We start from the raw sequence: 13,148 nt of genomic DNA, 5'->3' as shown, positions 1-13,148 counted from the left end.
TAAAATGATGGCGAATATGATTTCTGCGTTGAATAATGCATTGGATCTTTGCCTCGCCGAAAACGAGGATATAGTAATAATGGGAGAGGATGTAGCAAAGGACGGAGGGGTATTCAGGGTGACCGATGGGCTGCTAGACAAATACGGGCCCACAAGGGTAATGAACACGCCTTTGGCTGAAAATTCCATAATAGGCACTGCAGTTGGTATGGCATTGGGAGGGATGCACCCGTTCCCCGAAATACAGTTCGGTGGATTTTCATACCAGGCGTTCTCTCAGATAATGCATCATGCGGCGAGGTTCAGGACAAGGACAAGGTCAAAGATGCCCATACCTATGGTTATAAGGTTCCCCGCAAGCGGTGGGGTTGGAGGACCCGAGATACATTCTGAAAGCCCGGAAGCGTTGTTCTCACATATAGGATCATTGGTTGTTATAGAGGCATCGACACCATATGACGCAAAAGGGCTTCTTATATCGGCTTCCCACTTAAACGATCCTGTTGTATTCATAGAGCCTACGAAGCTTTACAGGATGTTCAAGCAGGAGGTGCCGGAAGACAGTTACGAGGTCCCAATAGGAAAGGCAAACGTTGTCAACCACGGAGACGACATTACTATAATAACCTATGGTACAATGTCACCAGTAGTCCAGAATGCGGTGAAAGACAAGAAGGTTTCCGCTGATGTGATAGACCTTAGGACGATAAACCCGTTGGATGAGAAGACAATACTGGACAGCGTCAAGAGGACAGGCAGAGCGCTTATAGTGCATGAGGACCAGAAATCATTCAGTGTAGGTGCGGAGGTGTCAGCTGTGATAGCAGAGAAGGCGATGTTTGAACTCAAAGCGCCTATACTACGTGTCGCAGGATTCCACACGCCTATACCGTTTGCGGGATACGAGAATTACTGGATTCCAAATGAGAAGAGGGTTTCACAAGCGATTGATAGTTTGCTTTCAGCATAAATTTTTTAAGTGGTAAAAATGGAGACAGTCAAATTTGCAGATGTAGGAGAAGGTATAACAGAAGGGCATATTCAGAAGATACTTGTAAAGGATGGGGACCAAGTAAAGGAGGACCAGCCATTAATGCAGGTTGAAACAGACAAAGCAGTTGTCAATATACCCTCGATAAAAGGGGGCACGGTAAAGGTTGTCGCAAAGGAGAACACTGACATAAAGGTAGGGGACATACTCGCATATGTCGGCACTCCTGATGAGCTTAAGAATGCGCCTAGTGCAGGAGCGGCAGCTCCTCAGCCAAGTGCACCAAAAGCACAGGAGCAAAACAAGACTCAAGAAGCAAGTGCTGGAGCACCGGCAAAGCCCCAAGCTGAGACCAAGCCCGCATCCTCCCCAACCCAACAAGGTGCACCACATCCCGAAATATTGACTACTCCATTCGTGAGGAAGCTCGCGGAGCAGCTGAAAGTCGACCTTGCACAGATAAAAGGTACCGGCCCTAACGGAAGGATAATGGAAGTCGATGTAAGGGATGCAGCGAAGGAGACATCCGACGTATTGAAGAAGCCAAGGCATCCTGAGATTCTTGCGGAGAAGCATGGAGAGGAGATCGAGCATGTGCCTTTATCCCCGGTGAGAAAGGCAATCGCCAAGAACATGGAGGCGTCATGGACCATACCAAGGGCATCGCACATAGACCTTATAGATGCGAGCGAGCTTAACAGGATCGTCTCCGAAGCGAAGGACAAGTTCCTGAAGCAGTTCAACATAAAGCTGACATTCCTGCCAATATTGATTAAGGCTACAGTAGCCGCATTGAAGGACAACCCCCACTTCAATGCAAGCTACGACCCGGTAAACAGGGAGATACTGGTGAAGCACTATTACAATATAGGGCTCGGTGCGGAGACAAAGGACGGATTGAAGGTTATCGTGATAAAGGATGCCGACAAGAAAAGCATAGTCCAGATAGCAAGGGATCTAGCGGACCTCAGGGACAAGCTTTATGCCAACACGATAACATTGGATGACATGAAGGATTCCTCGTTCACCATAACGAACGCGGGCAGCTTGGGCGGCGGATTCATAGGGATCCCTATGATAAACCCTCCCGACGTAGCAATACTCGCTTTCAGCATGATGAAGGACATGCCAGTAGCGGTTGATGGAAAGGTCGAGATAAGGAAGATACTTCCTTTCACACTGACATTCGACCACAGGGTAGTCGATGGGGCAGAGGCCGTAAAGTTCGGGAACGAGCTGAAAGGCTATATAGAGGATCCGGAGTTCCTTGAAATGGGGGATTAATTTATAGATTGGTGTAATTATGGGAGTAGTAGGATCTTTACCTGAAGAAGTGGATGTAGTAGTAATAGGAGGAGGAGCAGGAGGATATACTGCGGCGATAAGGGCAGCGGAACTCGGAAAGAGCGTTGCCCTTGTAGAAGCTGACAAGCTTGGAGGAAGCTGCTTGAACTATACATGCATACCCGCGGCAACAATGATAAACATCGCGGACAAATTCCAGTACGCGAAAGGAAACAAGGACCTTGGGATAACGGGAAGTCCACAGATAGACTTCAAGAAAGCCCACGAATACAGGATGGGAGTTTCAAAGAAGCTGTCCTCCGGAGTCGAGTCATTGTGCAAAATGCACGGGATTGAGGTGTTCAACGCTATGGGGTCCTTCCTTTCATCAAATTCATTGCAGCTTAGCGATGGGGTAACCCTCAACTTCAAGAAAGCGATAATAGCCACTGGCACAAAGCTCGAGCAGCCTGAAAAATTAAAGGTCGACGGAGTGAAAGTCCTTGACCATAAGTCAGTGCTTTCCTTGGACTATATACCGAAGAGCGTCGCAATAGTGAATGACGATTATGCCGCTATAGAATTCAGCTCAATGTTCGCGAAGCTCGGTTCAAAAGTATATGTGATATCTGAGAAAGGAATCTTCTCAAGGATTGACCAGGAGCTGATCGCAGTGCCCAAGAAGAAGCTTGCGGACATGGGTGTCGAAGTATACGAGAAGGATCCGATTAAGTCGTATTCCGATGGAAAGATAACACTTGAAAGCGGAAAGGAGATTACAGCGGACATAATCGCCCTGTCGCCCGAACGCGTGCCTTACACTGAAGGGCTTGGATTGGACAACACAAAGGTGCAGCTCAACGAAAAGGGCTACATAAAAGTTGACAGCCATCTGCAGACAACCGATCCAAACATCTATGCCTCGGGCGATATAGTCGGGCAGCCGATGTCGGCGACAAAAGCGCTCAGGCAGGGAGTTATTGCAGGGGAATCCGCATCCGGATTGAACTCCGAGTTCGACAATGTCGTAGTGCCTGAGACGATACTCTCGGATCCGGAGATTGCGGTTGTTGGCAAGCTTTCGGGAGACGGGATAAAAACGATAAAGTTCCCGTTCTCCGCATCCGGAAGGGCCATAGCGGATGACGCCACCGAAGGGTTTACAAAGATCGCATACGACGAGAACGGTGTGGTAAAAGGTGTAGGAATCGTAGGGCAGAACGCGGATGTGGTGATAGGCGAAGCGACATTGGCAATAGAAATGAGCGCCATGCTTGAGGACATAGCGGATACGATACACCCGCATCCAACGATGAGCGAAGGGCTCGAGGAGGCGGCGGAAGGGGCATTGGGAAGGCCGATCGATTTCTATGTCGCCCCTCCGAAATGAAGCTCCCTGATTTTTATTTTTCTTATCTCGCTATCTTATTCTTTCTCATAAATGCGTATCCTATTACACCTCCTATGAAAGGGAGGAAGATGCAGCATACCGCAAAGAATATGTAGGCGAATGTGTTCAGCGTCCTCACGCTCTTGAGCATGCCCAATGATATCAGGAATAAGATTATCCCTATCGCAATCCCAAGGTAAATAAGACCAAAGGCTATTGCCGGAGCGTAAAGTATATAGTAGCCTATGACGCTTCCCAATAATATTATTATAGATGCGGCCATAAAGCCCATTTTGCCCGAGCCCTCTGCCCTTTTTTTCGAATCCATAAAACCACAAAAGCGATTGCAAACGAAGATATGTAATAAGCGTTATCAAGATTTTTATATTTTTATGATGACAATATACCGGTATCATGCACAGCATAAAGTCCGATCTGATTGAAAAAGGGTTTGCGTTCCCTGATTATGGAAGCAGCAACATGGAGCTTGCGAAGGAAGTGGCAGATGGCCACGGAAAGCTTATAGGAGGGAAGAGGAAAAGAAGATTCCTGTTATTCATCGACGGCTTGGGGTATGACTTACTGAAGTCAGCGATATCGAACAGCAGGCAGCTGAAAGGGATTTCATCAAAAATGCAAGTCGATAAGATAAGCACAGTATTCCCTTCTTTCACCCCTACAGTGTTCACGAGCATAGACTCAGGCAAGACGCCCGCGGAGCACGGTATAATAGGAAGCCCTATCCCGATAAGAGAATATGGGATGATGAAGGACATGTTTTCGATCCCTTGGAGCCCATCGGTTGACGAAGTCTCAGGGAAATCCGAAACAATATCACCATTCCCGATCTCCGATAATTTGCTGAAGGCAGGCAGGAAAAAGGATTTCCTCTACCTTCAGTCCGAGCAGGTTGCAAGGAAGAATGCCCAGACCTATGTGTACAACAATATCAATTATACAGGCTACATCTCATTTGACGATTTCCTTTTCCAGTCAATGGATCTTGCGGAATCGGACCAGTACAACACTATATACGCCTACATCCCTGAAATAGACCATGCGCAGCACCAGTATGCAAAGAGCTCACGGCTTGGGCTTGGGATAACCACAATGATGCTGGAGAGGCTGATGGAGAAGCTGCTCCCAAAGCTCAAGGACAACGGATGGGAGCTGCTCATGTCATCAGACCACGGGCAGGTTTCATCAAAGAACGATGACATAATAGATCTTAATGCAAAGAGCGAGGTATTGAAGTATCTCAGGAGCCCTCCATGGGGAACCGACAGAGTAATGTTCTTCGATACCGTCGAAGGGTTGAGCGAGAAGTTCGAAAAGGAGTTCAGCAGGAATTTCAGCAAGAGCTTCGTCCTTTACGATTCCAGCGAAGCGATAAAATCCGGCCTGTTTGGAAGCACGAAGGTGAGCGACTCGCTGAGATACCGCTTCGCAACCCATATAGCGATATCAAAGCATAACAAGCTCTTCCATTACAGGTACCCTGGAGGAAAGGAGTGGACTTCAGAGTTGTCAGGCCATCATGGAGGGCTTTCAAAGGAGGAGATGGAGATACCCCTATTGAAAGCATGAGGGCACATCCGGATGGATAGGGCTTTGCGGAAAAGCATTGATGCAAAATTCTACACGCCCTAAGAAAGCTGCCTGTGCATCATTTACGAATCTCCAGATTGGAATAAAGAGGTTTTGCTCGAATGAACACCTTCGGTAAATTCCCAAGATTTTTATATTTTTATGATGACAATATACCGGTATCATGCACAGCATAAAGTCCGATCTAATTGATAACGGGTTTATTTTTCCAGATTATAAAAACAGCAGCATGGAGCTTGCGAAGGAAGTGGCCGATGGCCATGGAAAGATGATAGGAGGGAAGAGAAAGCGGAGGTTCCTTCTCTTCATCGACGGGTTTGGATATGACCTGCTGAAATCCGCGATATCGAACAGCAGGCAGCTAAAGAGACTGCCCTCCGAAATGCAGATGGGCAAGATAAGCACCGTATTCCCTTCTTTCACCCCTACAGTGTTCACGAGCATAGACTCAGGCAAGACGCCCGCGGAGCACGGTATAATCGGAAGCCCCATTCCGATAAGGGAGTACGGGATGATGAAGGACATACTAACGCTTCCATGGAGCCCATCGGTTGAAGAGGTCTCAGGGAAATCCGAGGCAGAACCTCTTTTCCCCAACTTGGATACACTCCTTAGAATGGGCAGCAGGGGGGATTTCATATACATGCAGTTTGAGCGTGTCACGAACAAGAACTCGCAGACATACTTATACAGCAAGATAAACTACACGGACTACATATCATTTGATGACCTCCTTTACCAGTCGATAGACATCGCTGAATCGGACCAGTACAACCTGGCATACACCTACATCCCTGACATAGACCATGCGCAGCATGAATATACAAAGGACTCAAGGCGCGTACTTAGCATAACAACATTCATCATGGAGATGATAATGGAGAAGCTGCTCCCAAAGCTCAAGGACAACGGATGGGAACTGCTCATATCATCCGACCACGGGCAGGTTTCATCAAGGCACGAGGACATAAACAGGTTTGACGCAAAAACCAATATACTGAAGTACCTAAGGAGCCCTCCATGGGGAACCGACAGGAGCATATTCTTCGATGCGGCCGAAGGCATGGGAGAGAAATTCGAAAAAGGGTTTGAGAAGGAGTTCGGGAAGAACTTCATCCTTTACGATTCCAGCGAAGCGATAAAATCCGGCTTGTTCGGTAGCACGAAGGTGAGCGACTCGCTGAGATACCGCTTCGGCACGCACATGGCCATACCAAAAGGAAAAAACATATTTTATTACAAATATCCCGGTGGCAGAGAGTACCCCGGAGGAAAGGAGTGGGTTTCTGGCTCCTCGGGCCATCACGGAGGGCTTTCAAAGGAGGAGATGGAGATACCCCTATTGAAAGCATGAGGGCACAGCCAAACAAATAAAAAGATGTGAGTGGAAATAAATACAAGGTAAACTGCGATTTGGTAATCCTAATGCTTGGATATATAATTATAGCGATATTCCTTATATTCGACTTTGTAATATCGCTCTGGGACGCGTATGCAAGCGGCGTTAACAAAGGCATGCTTGAGAAGAAGCAGACGTTCGCAAGCATGTTCACCAAAGTGCTCTTCGTATATGCAGGAGTTGGCATAGCTTTCTTTGGAATGACATATGTATTGGTAATAATACTGTCATTGATACTTTATGCGATAGGCTATATAGGAGCAAGCCTTCTGGTTTATACATTGAACTTCAGCTTCCTTGTATTTGGGCTCATGATAATATCCTTTGGGGTGCTTGTAACAGTGCAGTCAATACTTGTCGCCGTTCATAGGAGGAGCCTTGGATCAATAGCCATATCAATATTCAATGTCATTATAATACTGTTCGATATATCGATGTACGCATCAGGTTTCAAGGGCGCTCTTAGGGTTGTCAGGAACGGCAGGAGCAGGTCCGCGGGTTTCTACGAGATAATAATCGCGGCATTGATCTTGGCGTACGTCCTTATACATACCGCTTACAAGAAAGGCATAAATTCGGTGTTGGACAAGGGAGGGATGGGAGTACAGAAACTGTACTAATATTTAGATATTTCCGTCCAAAATCTAATGTAAATTTGGTTTTAATATGGAGCTTTCGAAGGAACATGATAATTCAACCAACGCGCAAAATGCAGCCGCCTCCAGCCCTGGCGAAGGCATCGTGATAAAGGAGATTCCTCCTTCCGCGGACCTTCCGTTCACGCTTGATAAAGGAGAGAAAATAATATATTATGCGAAGCCCGACAAGGACATATACGTGCACAATCTGACTAGCAGTGTCAAATATGTTGTAGGTATAGCGCTTTTGATCCTGGCCTTGCTTATAATAGGTTTCATATTCTTTATTATTGAAAGTTTGATAGGGCTTGTGAATGCGGCAATATACAGCATTGCAGTAATAATCATAATGCTTTTGATAGAATTCTTAGCAGCTTACTTTACAAAAAAGTCTGCGCTGTTTGGATACCAGTACCAGAATTATTGGATAACAACAAAGCGCCTTATAAGGCAGGTTGGGATAACGACAGTGATCAGCCAGGCATTGGATGTAATGCCACTTGACACGGTTTCCGAGGTAGAGATAAGAGATCTCCATCTTTCAAAAATGTTCCAGGAGGGATGGACTGTCATAGCCCATCCAATTGCATTTACTGGATACATGTCCTCCTCAGGGCAGGCCTATGGAGGGCAGTCGCTAATCCGTGCATTCCCCCATATGACAAAGGAGCAGGCGGAGGAATTCAAGAAATACCTTGTATATGAGAGAGACCTGAACAACCCAAACCTGACGAATTCCTGATGTCCTTCTTCTTTTGCCGTATTTTTACAGTTTTGACAACCAATCAAAACCTATTTAATGTTTGATTGCATAATATAAATGTGATAAAATGGCTTTTACAAGCGATCTGTCGACTAGTGACTTTTGGCTTCTTAGGAAGCAGGGCTACATGCCTCTTGGCCTCGTCGTAGGAAATTCCGTATACAGCATGGGTGTTGTAGGGGGGATGATGACAGGGATAAAAGGTATGGGAAAAGGGGAAATACCTCAGATAACAGAGCTTCTCTACAACGCAAGGATGATGGCATTGAACAGGATGCTTGATGAAGCGAACAAGCTTGGAGCGGATGGAGTTATAGCGGTAAAGCTAAATATCAACTACATGCACAATGGGGAATGGATGGAGGTTACCGCAATAGGCACAGCAGTAAAGCACGTTGATAATGGCTTTGGCAGCAGGGGAGACGACCCACAGGTAATGATACCAATGCATTCAAGCGATGTAAAGGACGTCTGAATCTGCATCAAAAGTTTTAAATAACTTTACAGTGGATTGCTATTATGCATGCTAAACCGATTATTTTGGCTACCACTGTTTTTCTTATTTCAGCCCTATTCTTATTCAACTTTGTATATGCGGCAGGCTACGGGACTTCAAAGGTTTCACTTACCCAATACTCGGTGAATGTCTCACAGGGTGGCTCTGCCAATATCGGATTCACAATTTCACTATTCAGCGGAAGCTACTGGGGGACGTCGCTTGCGGAAAGCCCTTCAAGCAAATACATCACATTTTCTCCGAGCGTATCAAACAGCGATCCTACATATAACGGCACGCTTTCAATAAGCGTTGCAAATGGGGCTCCAAGCGGGAAATACAAGTTCAATATCTCCGCGGTCGGAGATGACCCATCCGTTTCTCCTGTGGTGCTGGTCGTGAATGTATTGAATTCGACAAAAGCCTCAAATTCAACAAACGTTTCCAGAACCGTTACGCCTCCGGTCACAAGCACCTCAAAGCCAAAGAATTATTTCGCTTATGTCGGCATTTTATTCCTGGTATTGATAATAGCGCTTTCAGGGCTGTCCCTTTCAATGAAAGCAAAGTTCGTCAAGGCAGCAGGATATGCAATGGGCGGTTCAATACTGCTGAGCCTGATTGCCGCCGCATACCTGTTGGTATTTGACACATTGCTCAGGGTTTCCGGCATGCTTCACTACGACATACTTATAGTTTTCTTCATACTTACAATAATTCTTTCATATCTAATTTACGGCAACAGGAAGATGCGCAGGAATGCGCTGCTTGTATTGGGAGCACTGTCGGCGTTGTTCGTGCTTGCAATGTTTCTTGATGCTATTCTCGGGCTGCCATTGACACAGGTATCCGGGTCATTGTCCTATGGATTCAATTACCTGTTTGGATTTGGAGCCCCTAATACTTATTCAGCGTTTGGAACATCCTTTGGATTCAGCCTGCTTCTTCTATCGGTAACGGCCACTTCTATACTCAGCCTGTCAATGTACTTTTTCGAAAATAGGAAAGATTGACAGGAAAAGGATTAGGTAATTGGTAAAACTTTGGGCGTTTGCCGAACCCAACAATTTTGGCAATACCACGCTTATTTTGTACCTCTGTCGAATTTTCTCTTAAACTTTGAGAAATCCTTCAAAAGCCTTTTCTCGCTCTCTATTTCCATCTCCAAATGCCTGTTCATGTTCTTGAATTCATCCTCAACTCTGTCTGCTACCTTCAAGAATACCTCTGCGTAATTAGAAATTTTATCCTGATCATTAACCGCCTCTATAACCGGCTGTTCGGATGTTATCTCAATTAAATCTGATTCTATCGCGGACAACATCTTAAGGTTCACTGAGGCGAACGAACCCTTAAGATACCTACGGATCTCCTTCACAGATGATATATCATCAGATACAGCATTTATCAGTTGCCCGACACTCATCCTTTTGCTCAATAGCGCCCTAGAAGCGCCAAGCAATGGTGCACTGTACACATGAATCGAATAGTTGGCCAGCGCATTTATCAGATAATCATTCAACTGCTTTTTCACTTCATCAAAGTAGACATTGTTGATTTTTACAACGGTTTCGTAGTTTAAAGACTTTAAGCCCCTATTTGAAAAATCGATTATCTTGGCATGAACCGTATCTGAAATGCGTTTGATGCTTGGTACAACATTTGTGGAATAATTATCAAGTTCCTTTAGGTATATCTTAGCAGCATCTATGTCTTTTGAAAAGAACTCTATGTCAACATTGTCCTTAATCAGCTGCCTCGCCACGGATTCATTGGAAATCGGCAGCCCCTGCTTGACAATCATCAGTTCTGCCGCAAACAGGTTGGCGAGCAGTTCATCCGTTACCGTCCCATAAATGCTTTTTTTGCTATTGTAAACCCCGTTTTTGGTAATGTCTGACTGCATTGCTATAGAATGCCCGAGCTCATGTGCCAGTGCATGGTCAATCGAATCAACATTATCTTCGCCTTTCTTATAGAGATCCAGAAGCTCCCTCTTTATTATTATCTTATTTAATCCCCTGTCATATGCGGCCAGTACCACCGAATTGATCTTAGATTCATCAATAAGCTTGAATCCAGTCTTGTAAGAACTGTCAAAATCAAAATAAAGTTCTGGGGGCCTGAAATCCTTGTAATAAGAATTTATTATCCCAGCAAAACCATCAAGATCTGCCTTGTAAAGGTCTTTTATAAATGACTTGAACTGCTCTATGTCCTTTTCATTGAACCTGACCTTTGGCTCCTTTTCCAAGGCTCTATCCGCCTTGTCTTCCTTTAAATAATCCACCTTTTTATCCTTATCAAGATCAACAGCCTTAGTCGGCATAGGAACACCAATAAGCTTATCCATATTCAAATATATATTAGTTGCCAAGCGATCTGCGGATCCCTTAAATTCAGAGCAACAGCTTTACCAAATGGAATTTATGCCAAACCGTTTTTCCATCCGTGAAAGGTCCCTAAGCAGTTTCCTTTCAGTTCTTAGATTCTTAGAAAGGTAATGGCCGATTTCGTCGAACTCGTCCTCAACACTATCCGCTATTCTAGAAAACGTGCTTTTATAATCAAAGTATATGCCTTCGTTCTTAAGGGATTCTGTTACAAGCTTGATTGGTATACGCTTTATGGAGCCGGGCTTTGTAATGGACATGGATCTAAGATCAACTGAGGCGAACGAACCCTTAAGATACCTCCGGATCTCCTTAACGGATGACATATCCTTTGAAACGCTATTGATTATCTCTTCAACACCCTTTCTTTCGCTAAGCAGTGCCTTTGCCGCTCCAAGAACCGGTGCGCTGTAAACCGATATGGCATAATTCCTCATTATGTTGACCAAGTAATTCTTTAGCACTTTGTCAACCTTTTCCGAATAATAATCATTTACCGCATCATAATCGATTACTTTCCCCGACCCTTCCGATTTCTTTATGTACTTGTATACTTCATACGATATATGTTCAATGGCATTCTGTGCCTCCCTTGAATACTTATTGAGCCACCTAAAATATGCCTTTGCAGCATCTATGTCCTTGGACAGGTACTCCAGGTCTGAATCGTCCTTGATTAGCTGCCTAGCCATGGATTCATTGGAAATCGGCAGCCCCTGCTTGGCAACCTCAAGTTCTGCCGCAAACAGGTTGGCGAGCAGTTCGCCTTTGACAATCCCATGGAAATCTGTTTTGCCTTCCTCCATGCTTTCATCGGCAAGGCCCAATTGTTTGACCAAAGAATGCGCTATCTCATGATTTACAGTGTGCTCAATGCTATAGGTTTTACAACCATGATTGACATACTTGTAAAGAAGGCCAGGTTTTATTATTATCCTATTCGAAATAAAATCGTAAGCGCCAAGGACTTTGAAGCTAAGCCTTGAATCATCAATAAAACCAGAAGCCGTTTTATAGGAATCGTCAAAATCAAAATAAAGAATCGGCGCCTTAAACCCAGTGCGGTATTTTTGGACGAGCCCCTTGTAGCCCTCAACCGAGTTCCTGTAGACTATTTTAACAGCATCCTTGAATCTCTCAATATCGGATTCCTTGAAATGCCTATTTAGCTCTTCCTCTTTGCTCTGCCCTGCACTGCGATGATCCTTACGATCCCTGTTGAGCGATTTTAGGTTTGCATCGGATTCTTGATTGTTTAAATCTTTTATCTTATAGGCCATAAAAGCAACTAGATAAAATAAAAGCTATTCAAATATATATTATTTTTCTATCATCTGCGGAACTTCTTTCCATCCAGATATAAGTCAACCATCTCGTATTTCAACGAGAAGTCTATATCCATCGAGGAAGTTCCATCTCCTGTGCGTATATTGCCATATCTTAACAGCTTCCCATTGGATGATAGATATTCTAGCATCTTTTCGGTCTCCTCCTTGACAGGTTCCAAGTATATCTCATCCCTAATCCCATGGTATTTGAAGCTGATGGCGTAATCATAATCCTTGCCCGCATTATTGAAAATACCCGGAACTGATGGATAAAGGTATTTTACCTTTTCAACCACCAGGTTCTCTGCTGTCTCAAGCTTCTTTGCGAGCTTGTTAGGTATATATGGTATTGACAAGGTCTGGCAATTTTCATTCTCGTCAAAGTATAGGTCGCTTTCAACTTTCAGCCTTTTTACACGTGATGATATCCTCAGTGTACTGGAGTACCTAGACGCAAAATCCACTTTCACATTGTTGCCAAATATATCCCTGAAATAGGCATCGGTTTTGAAGTGCCCCTGGTGGGAGCTCAGGTAATCAAGAACTGCCTTTTCATCCATGCTTCTTGGGTACAGCCCAATCCGGTGCCTGCGCCCTTCATGTTCATAAGAGATAAAGTAGGAATACCCAGATGCACTGTTCTGCCTACCTGGATCTTTCTCTTTTTCCTCCCTCTCAATCTTTACGCTTTTGTCAGAAGACGTGAATTCCTTTGCAATACTGTAATCGTCCAAATGAAATTCTATGCTTGCCCCCTTCCCTTCGTCATCAAGTTTTCTGCTGCATCCAATTATTTCAGCGCGCGGCAGTTCAATGTTCCTCACGTACACATACAATATATCCACCGAAGTTAAAATA

The 13,148-nt window shown here is 44.8% G+C and carries 13 protein-coding genes; 9 read left to right on the top strand and 4 right to left on the bottom strand.

The genetic code is table 11. The features are described from left to right. Positions 1–4 precede the first annotated feature (4 nt). Genes Mia14_RS02725 through Mia14_RS02715 form a run of 3 tightly spaced genes read left to right on the top strand, consistent with a single transcriptional unit; the run spans position 5 to position 3,665 of the window. Complete coding sequence (locus Mia14_RS02725) at positions 5–970, top strand: alpha-ketoacid dehydrogenase subunit beta (RefSeq protein ID WP_420835677.1); 966 nt, start codon at positions 5–7, stop codon at positions 968–970. Positions 971–988: 18 nt separating this feature from the next. Next, positions 989–2,275: a dihydrolipoamide acetyltransferase family protein gene (locus Mia14_RS02720; RefSeq protein WP_088820135.1), complete on the top strand. Its 1,287-nt coding sequence runs from the start codon at positions 989–991 to the stop codon at positions 2,273–2,275. Between the two features lie 19 nt (positions 2,276–2,294). Further along, on the top strand, positions 2,295–3,665 hold the full coding sequence (locus Mia14_RS02715) for a dihydrolipoyl dehydrogenase family protein (RefSeq protein WP_088820134.1): 1,371 nt from the start codon (positions 2,295–2,297) through the stop codon (positions 3,663–3,665). A gap of 22 nt (positions 3,666–3,687) precedes the next feature. Here Mia14_RS02715 and Mia14_RS02710 read toward each other — a convergent pair whose 3' ends face one another. Continuing rightward, a complete protein-coding gene (locus tag Mia14_RS02710; protein ID WP_088820133.1) occupies positions 3,688–3,993 on the bottom strand; it encodes a hypothetical protein in 306 nt (101 codons plus the stop codon). Positions 3,994–4,079: 86 nt separating this feature from the next. Between Mia14_RS02710 and Mia14_RS02705 the strand changes: the two genes are divergently transcribed. From Mia14_RS02705 to Mia14_RS02680, 6 genes are all read left to right on the top strand, one after another. Next, positions 4,080–5,252 (top strand): alkaline phosphatase family protein, encoded by a 1,173-nt coding sequence (locus tag Mia14_RS02705; RefSeq protein WP_088820132.1) that lies wholly within the window; start codon positions 4,080–4,082, stop codon positions 5,250–5,252. A 184-nt stretch (positions 5,253–5,436) separates the two neighbouring features. Continuing rightward, positions 5,437–6,627, top strand: a complete 1,191-nt coding sequence (locus Mia14_RS02700; RefSeq protein WP_088820131.1) for an alkaline phosphatase family protein — start codon at positions 5,437–5,439, stop codon at positions 6,625–6,627. Between the two features lie 71 nt (positions 6,628–6,698). Further along, complete coding sequence (locus Mia14_RS02695) at positions 6,699–7,292, top strand: hypothetical protein (protein ID WP_088820130.1); 594 nt, start codon at positions 6,699–6,701, stop codon at positions 7,290–7,292. A 46-nt stretch (positions 7,293–7,338) separates the two neighbouring features. Then, positions 7,339–8,052 carry a hypothetical protein gene (locus tag Mia14_RS02690; RefSeq protein WP_088820128.1) on the top strand — a complete coding sequence of 238 codons (714 nt, stop codon included), beginning with the start codon at positions 7,339–7,341 and terminating at the stop codon, positions 8,050–8,052. 88 nt (positions 8,053–8,140) lie between these two features. Further along, positions 8,141–8,548, top strand: a complete 408-nt coding sequence (locus Mia14_RS02685) for a YbjQ family protein (protein ID WP_088820127.1) — start codon at positions 8,141–8,143, stop codon at positions 8,546–8,548. 44 nt (positions 8,549–8,592) lie between these two features. Beyond that, the gene (locus Mia14_RS02680) at positions 8,593–9,582 is read left to right on the top strand and encodes a hypothetical protein (RefSeq protein ID WP_124216888.1); all 990 of its coding nucleotides are present in this window, start codon (positions 8,593–8,595) and stop codon (positions 9,580–9,582) included. A gap of 71 nt (positions 9,583–9,653) precedes the next feature. On the opposite strand, the gene Mia14_RS02675 is transcribed toward Mia14_RS02680, so the two are convergent. The 3 genes from Mia14_RS02675 to Mia14_RS02665 all read right to left on the bottom strand — a co-directional run bounded on the left by Mia14_RS02675 (position 9,654) and on the right by Mia14_RS02665 (position 13,126). Then, complete coding sequence (locus tag Mia14_RS02675) at positions 9,654–10,898, bottom strand: ImmA/IrrE family metallo-endopeptidase (RefSeq protein ID WP_088820123.1); 1,245 nt, start codon at positions 10,896–10,898, stop codon at positions 9,654–9,656. An 84-nt stretch (positions 10,899–10,982) separates the two neighbouring features. Further along, entirely contained in the window at positions 10,983–12,242 is a 1,260-nt protein-coding gene (locus Mia14_RS02670) for a hypothetical protein (RefSeq protein ID WP_088820122.1), read from the bottom strand. 50 nt (positions 12,243–12,292) lie between these two features. After that, on the bottom strand, positions 12,293–13,126 hold the full coding sequence (locus tag Mia14_RS02665) for a hypothetical protein (RefSeq protein ID WP_088820120.1): 834 nt from the start codon (positions 13,124–13,126) through the stop codon (positions 12,293–12,295). Between the last annotated feature and the right edge of the window lie 22 nt (positions 13,127–13,148).

Source organism: Candidatus Mancarchaeum acidiphilum, assembly GCF_002214165.1.
Taxonomy (GTDB): domain Archaea; phylum Micrarchaeota; class Micrarchaeia; order Micrarchaeales; family Micrarchaeaceae; genus Mancarchaeum; species Mancarchaeum acidiphilum.
The sequence above is the reverse complement of the archived record's forward strand: the minus strand, read 5'-3'. Positions and strand labels throughout refer to the sequence as shown.

Coding starts and splice junctions, on each gene's coding strand:
- Mia14_RS02700 (WP_088820131.1), top strand. CDS start 5,437: ATGCACAGCATAAAGTCCGATCTAATTGATAACGGGTTTATTTTTCCA.
- Mia14_RS02720 (WP_088820135.1), top strand. CDS start 989: ATGGAGACAGTCAAATTTGCAGATGTAGGAGAAGGTATAACAGAAGGG.
- Mia14_RS02680 (WP_124216888.1), top strand. CDS start 8,593: ATGCATGCTAAACCGATTATTTTGGCTACCACTGTTTTTCTTATTTCA.
- Mia14_RS02705 (WP_088820132.1), top strand. CDS start 4,080: ATGCACAGCATAAAGTCCGATCTGATTGAAAAAGGGTTTGCGTTCCCT.
- Mia14_RS02710 (WP_088820133.1), bottom strand. CDS start 3,993: ATGGATTCGAAAAAAAGGGCAGAGGGCTCGGGCAAAATGGGCTTTATG.
- Mia14_RS02675 (WP_088820123.1), bottom strand. CDS start 10,898: ATGCCGACTAAGGCTGTTGATCTTGATAAGGATAAAAAGGTGGATTAT.
- Mia14_RS02715 (WP_088820134.1), top strand. CDS start 2,295: ATGGGAGTAGTAGGATCTTTACCTGAAGAAGTGGATGTAGTAGTAATA.
- Mia14_RS02670 (WP_088820122.1), bottom strand. CDS start 12,242: ATGGCCTATAAGATAAAAGATTTAAACAATCAAGAATCCGATGCAAAC.
- Mia14_RS02685 (WP_088820127.1), top strand. CDS start 8,141: ATGGCTTTTACAAGCGATCTGTCGACTAGTGACTTTTGGCTTCTTAGG.
- Mia14_RS02695 (WP_088820130.1), top strand. CDS start 6,699: ATGCTTGGATATATAATTATAGCGATATTCCTTATATTCGACTTTGTA.
- Mia14_RS02690 (WP_088820128.1), top strand. CDS start 7,339: ATGGAGCTTTCGAAGGAACATGATAATTCAACCAACGCGCAAAATGCA.
- Mia14_RS02725 (WP_420835677.1), top strand. CDS start 5: ATGATGGCGAATATGATTTCTGCGTTGAATAATGCATTGGATCTTTGC.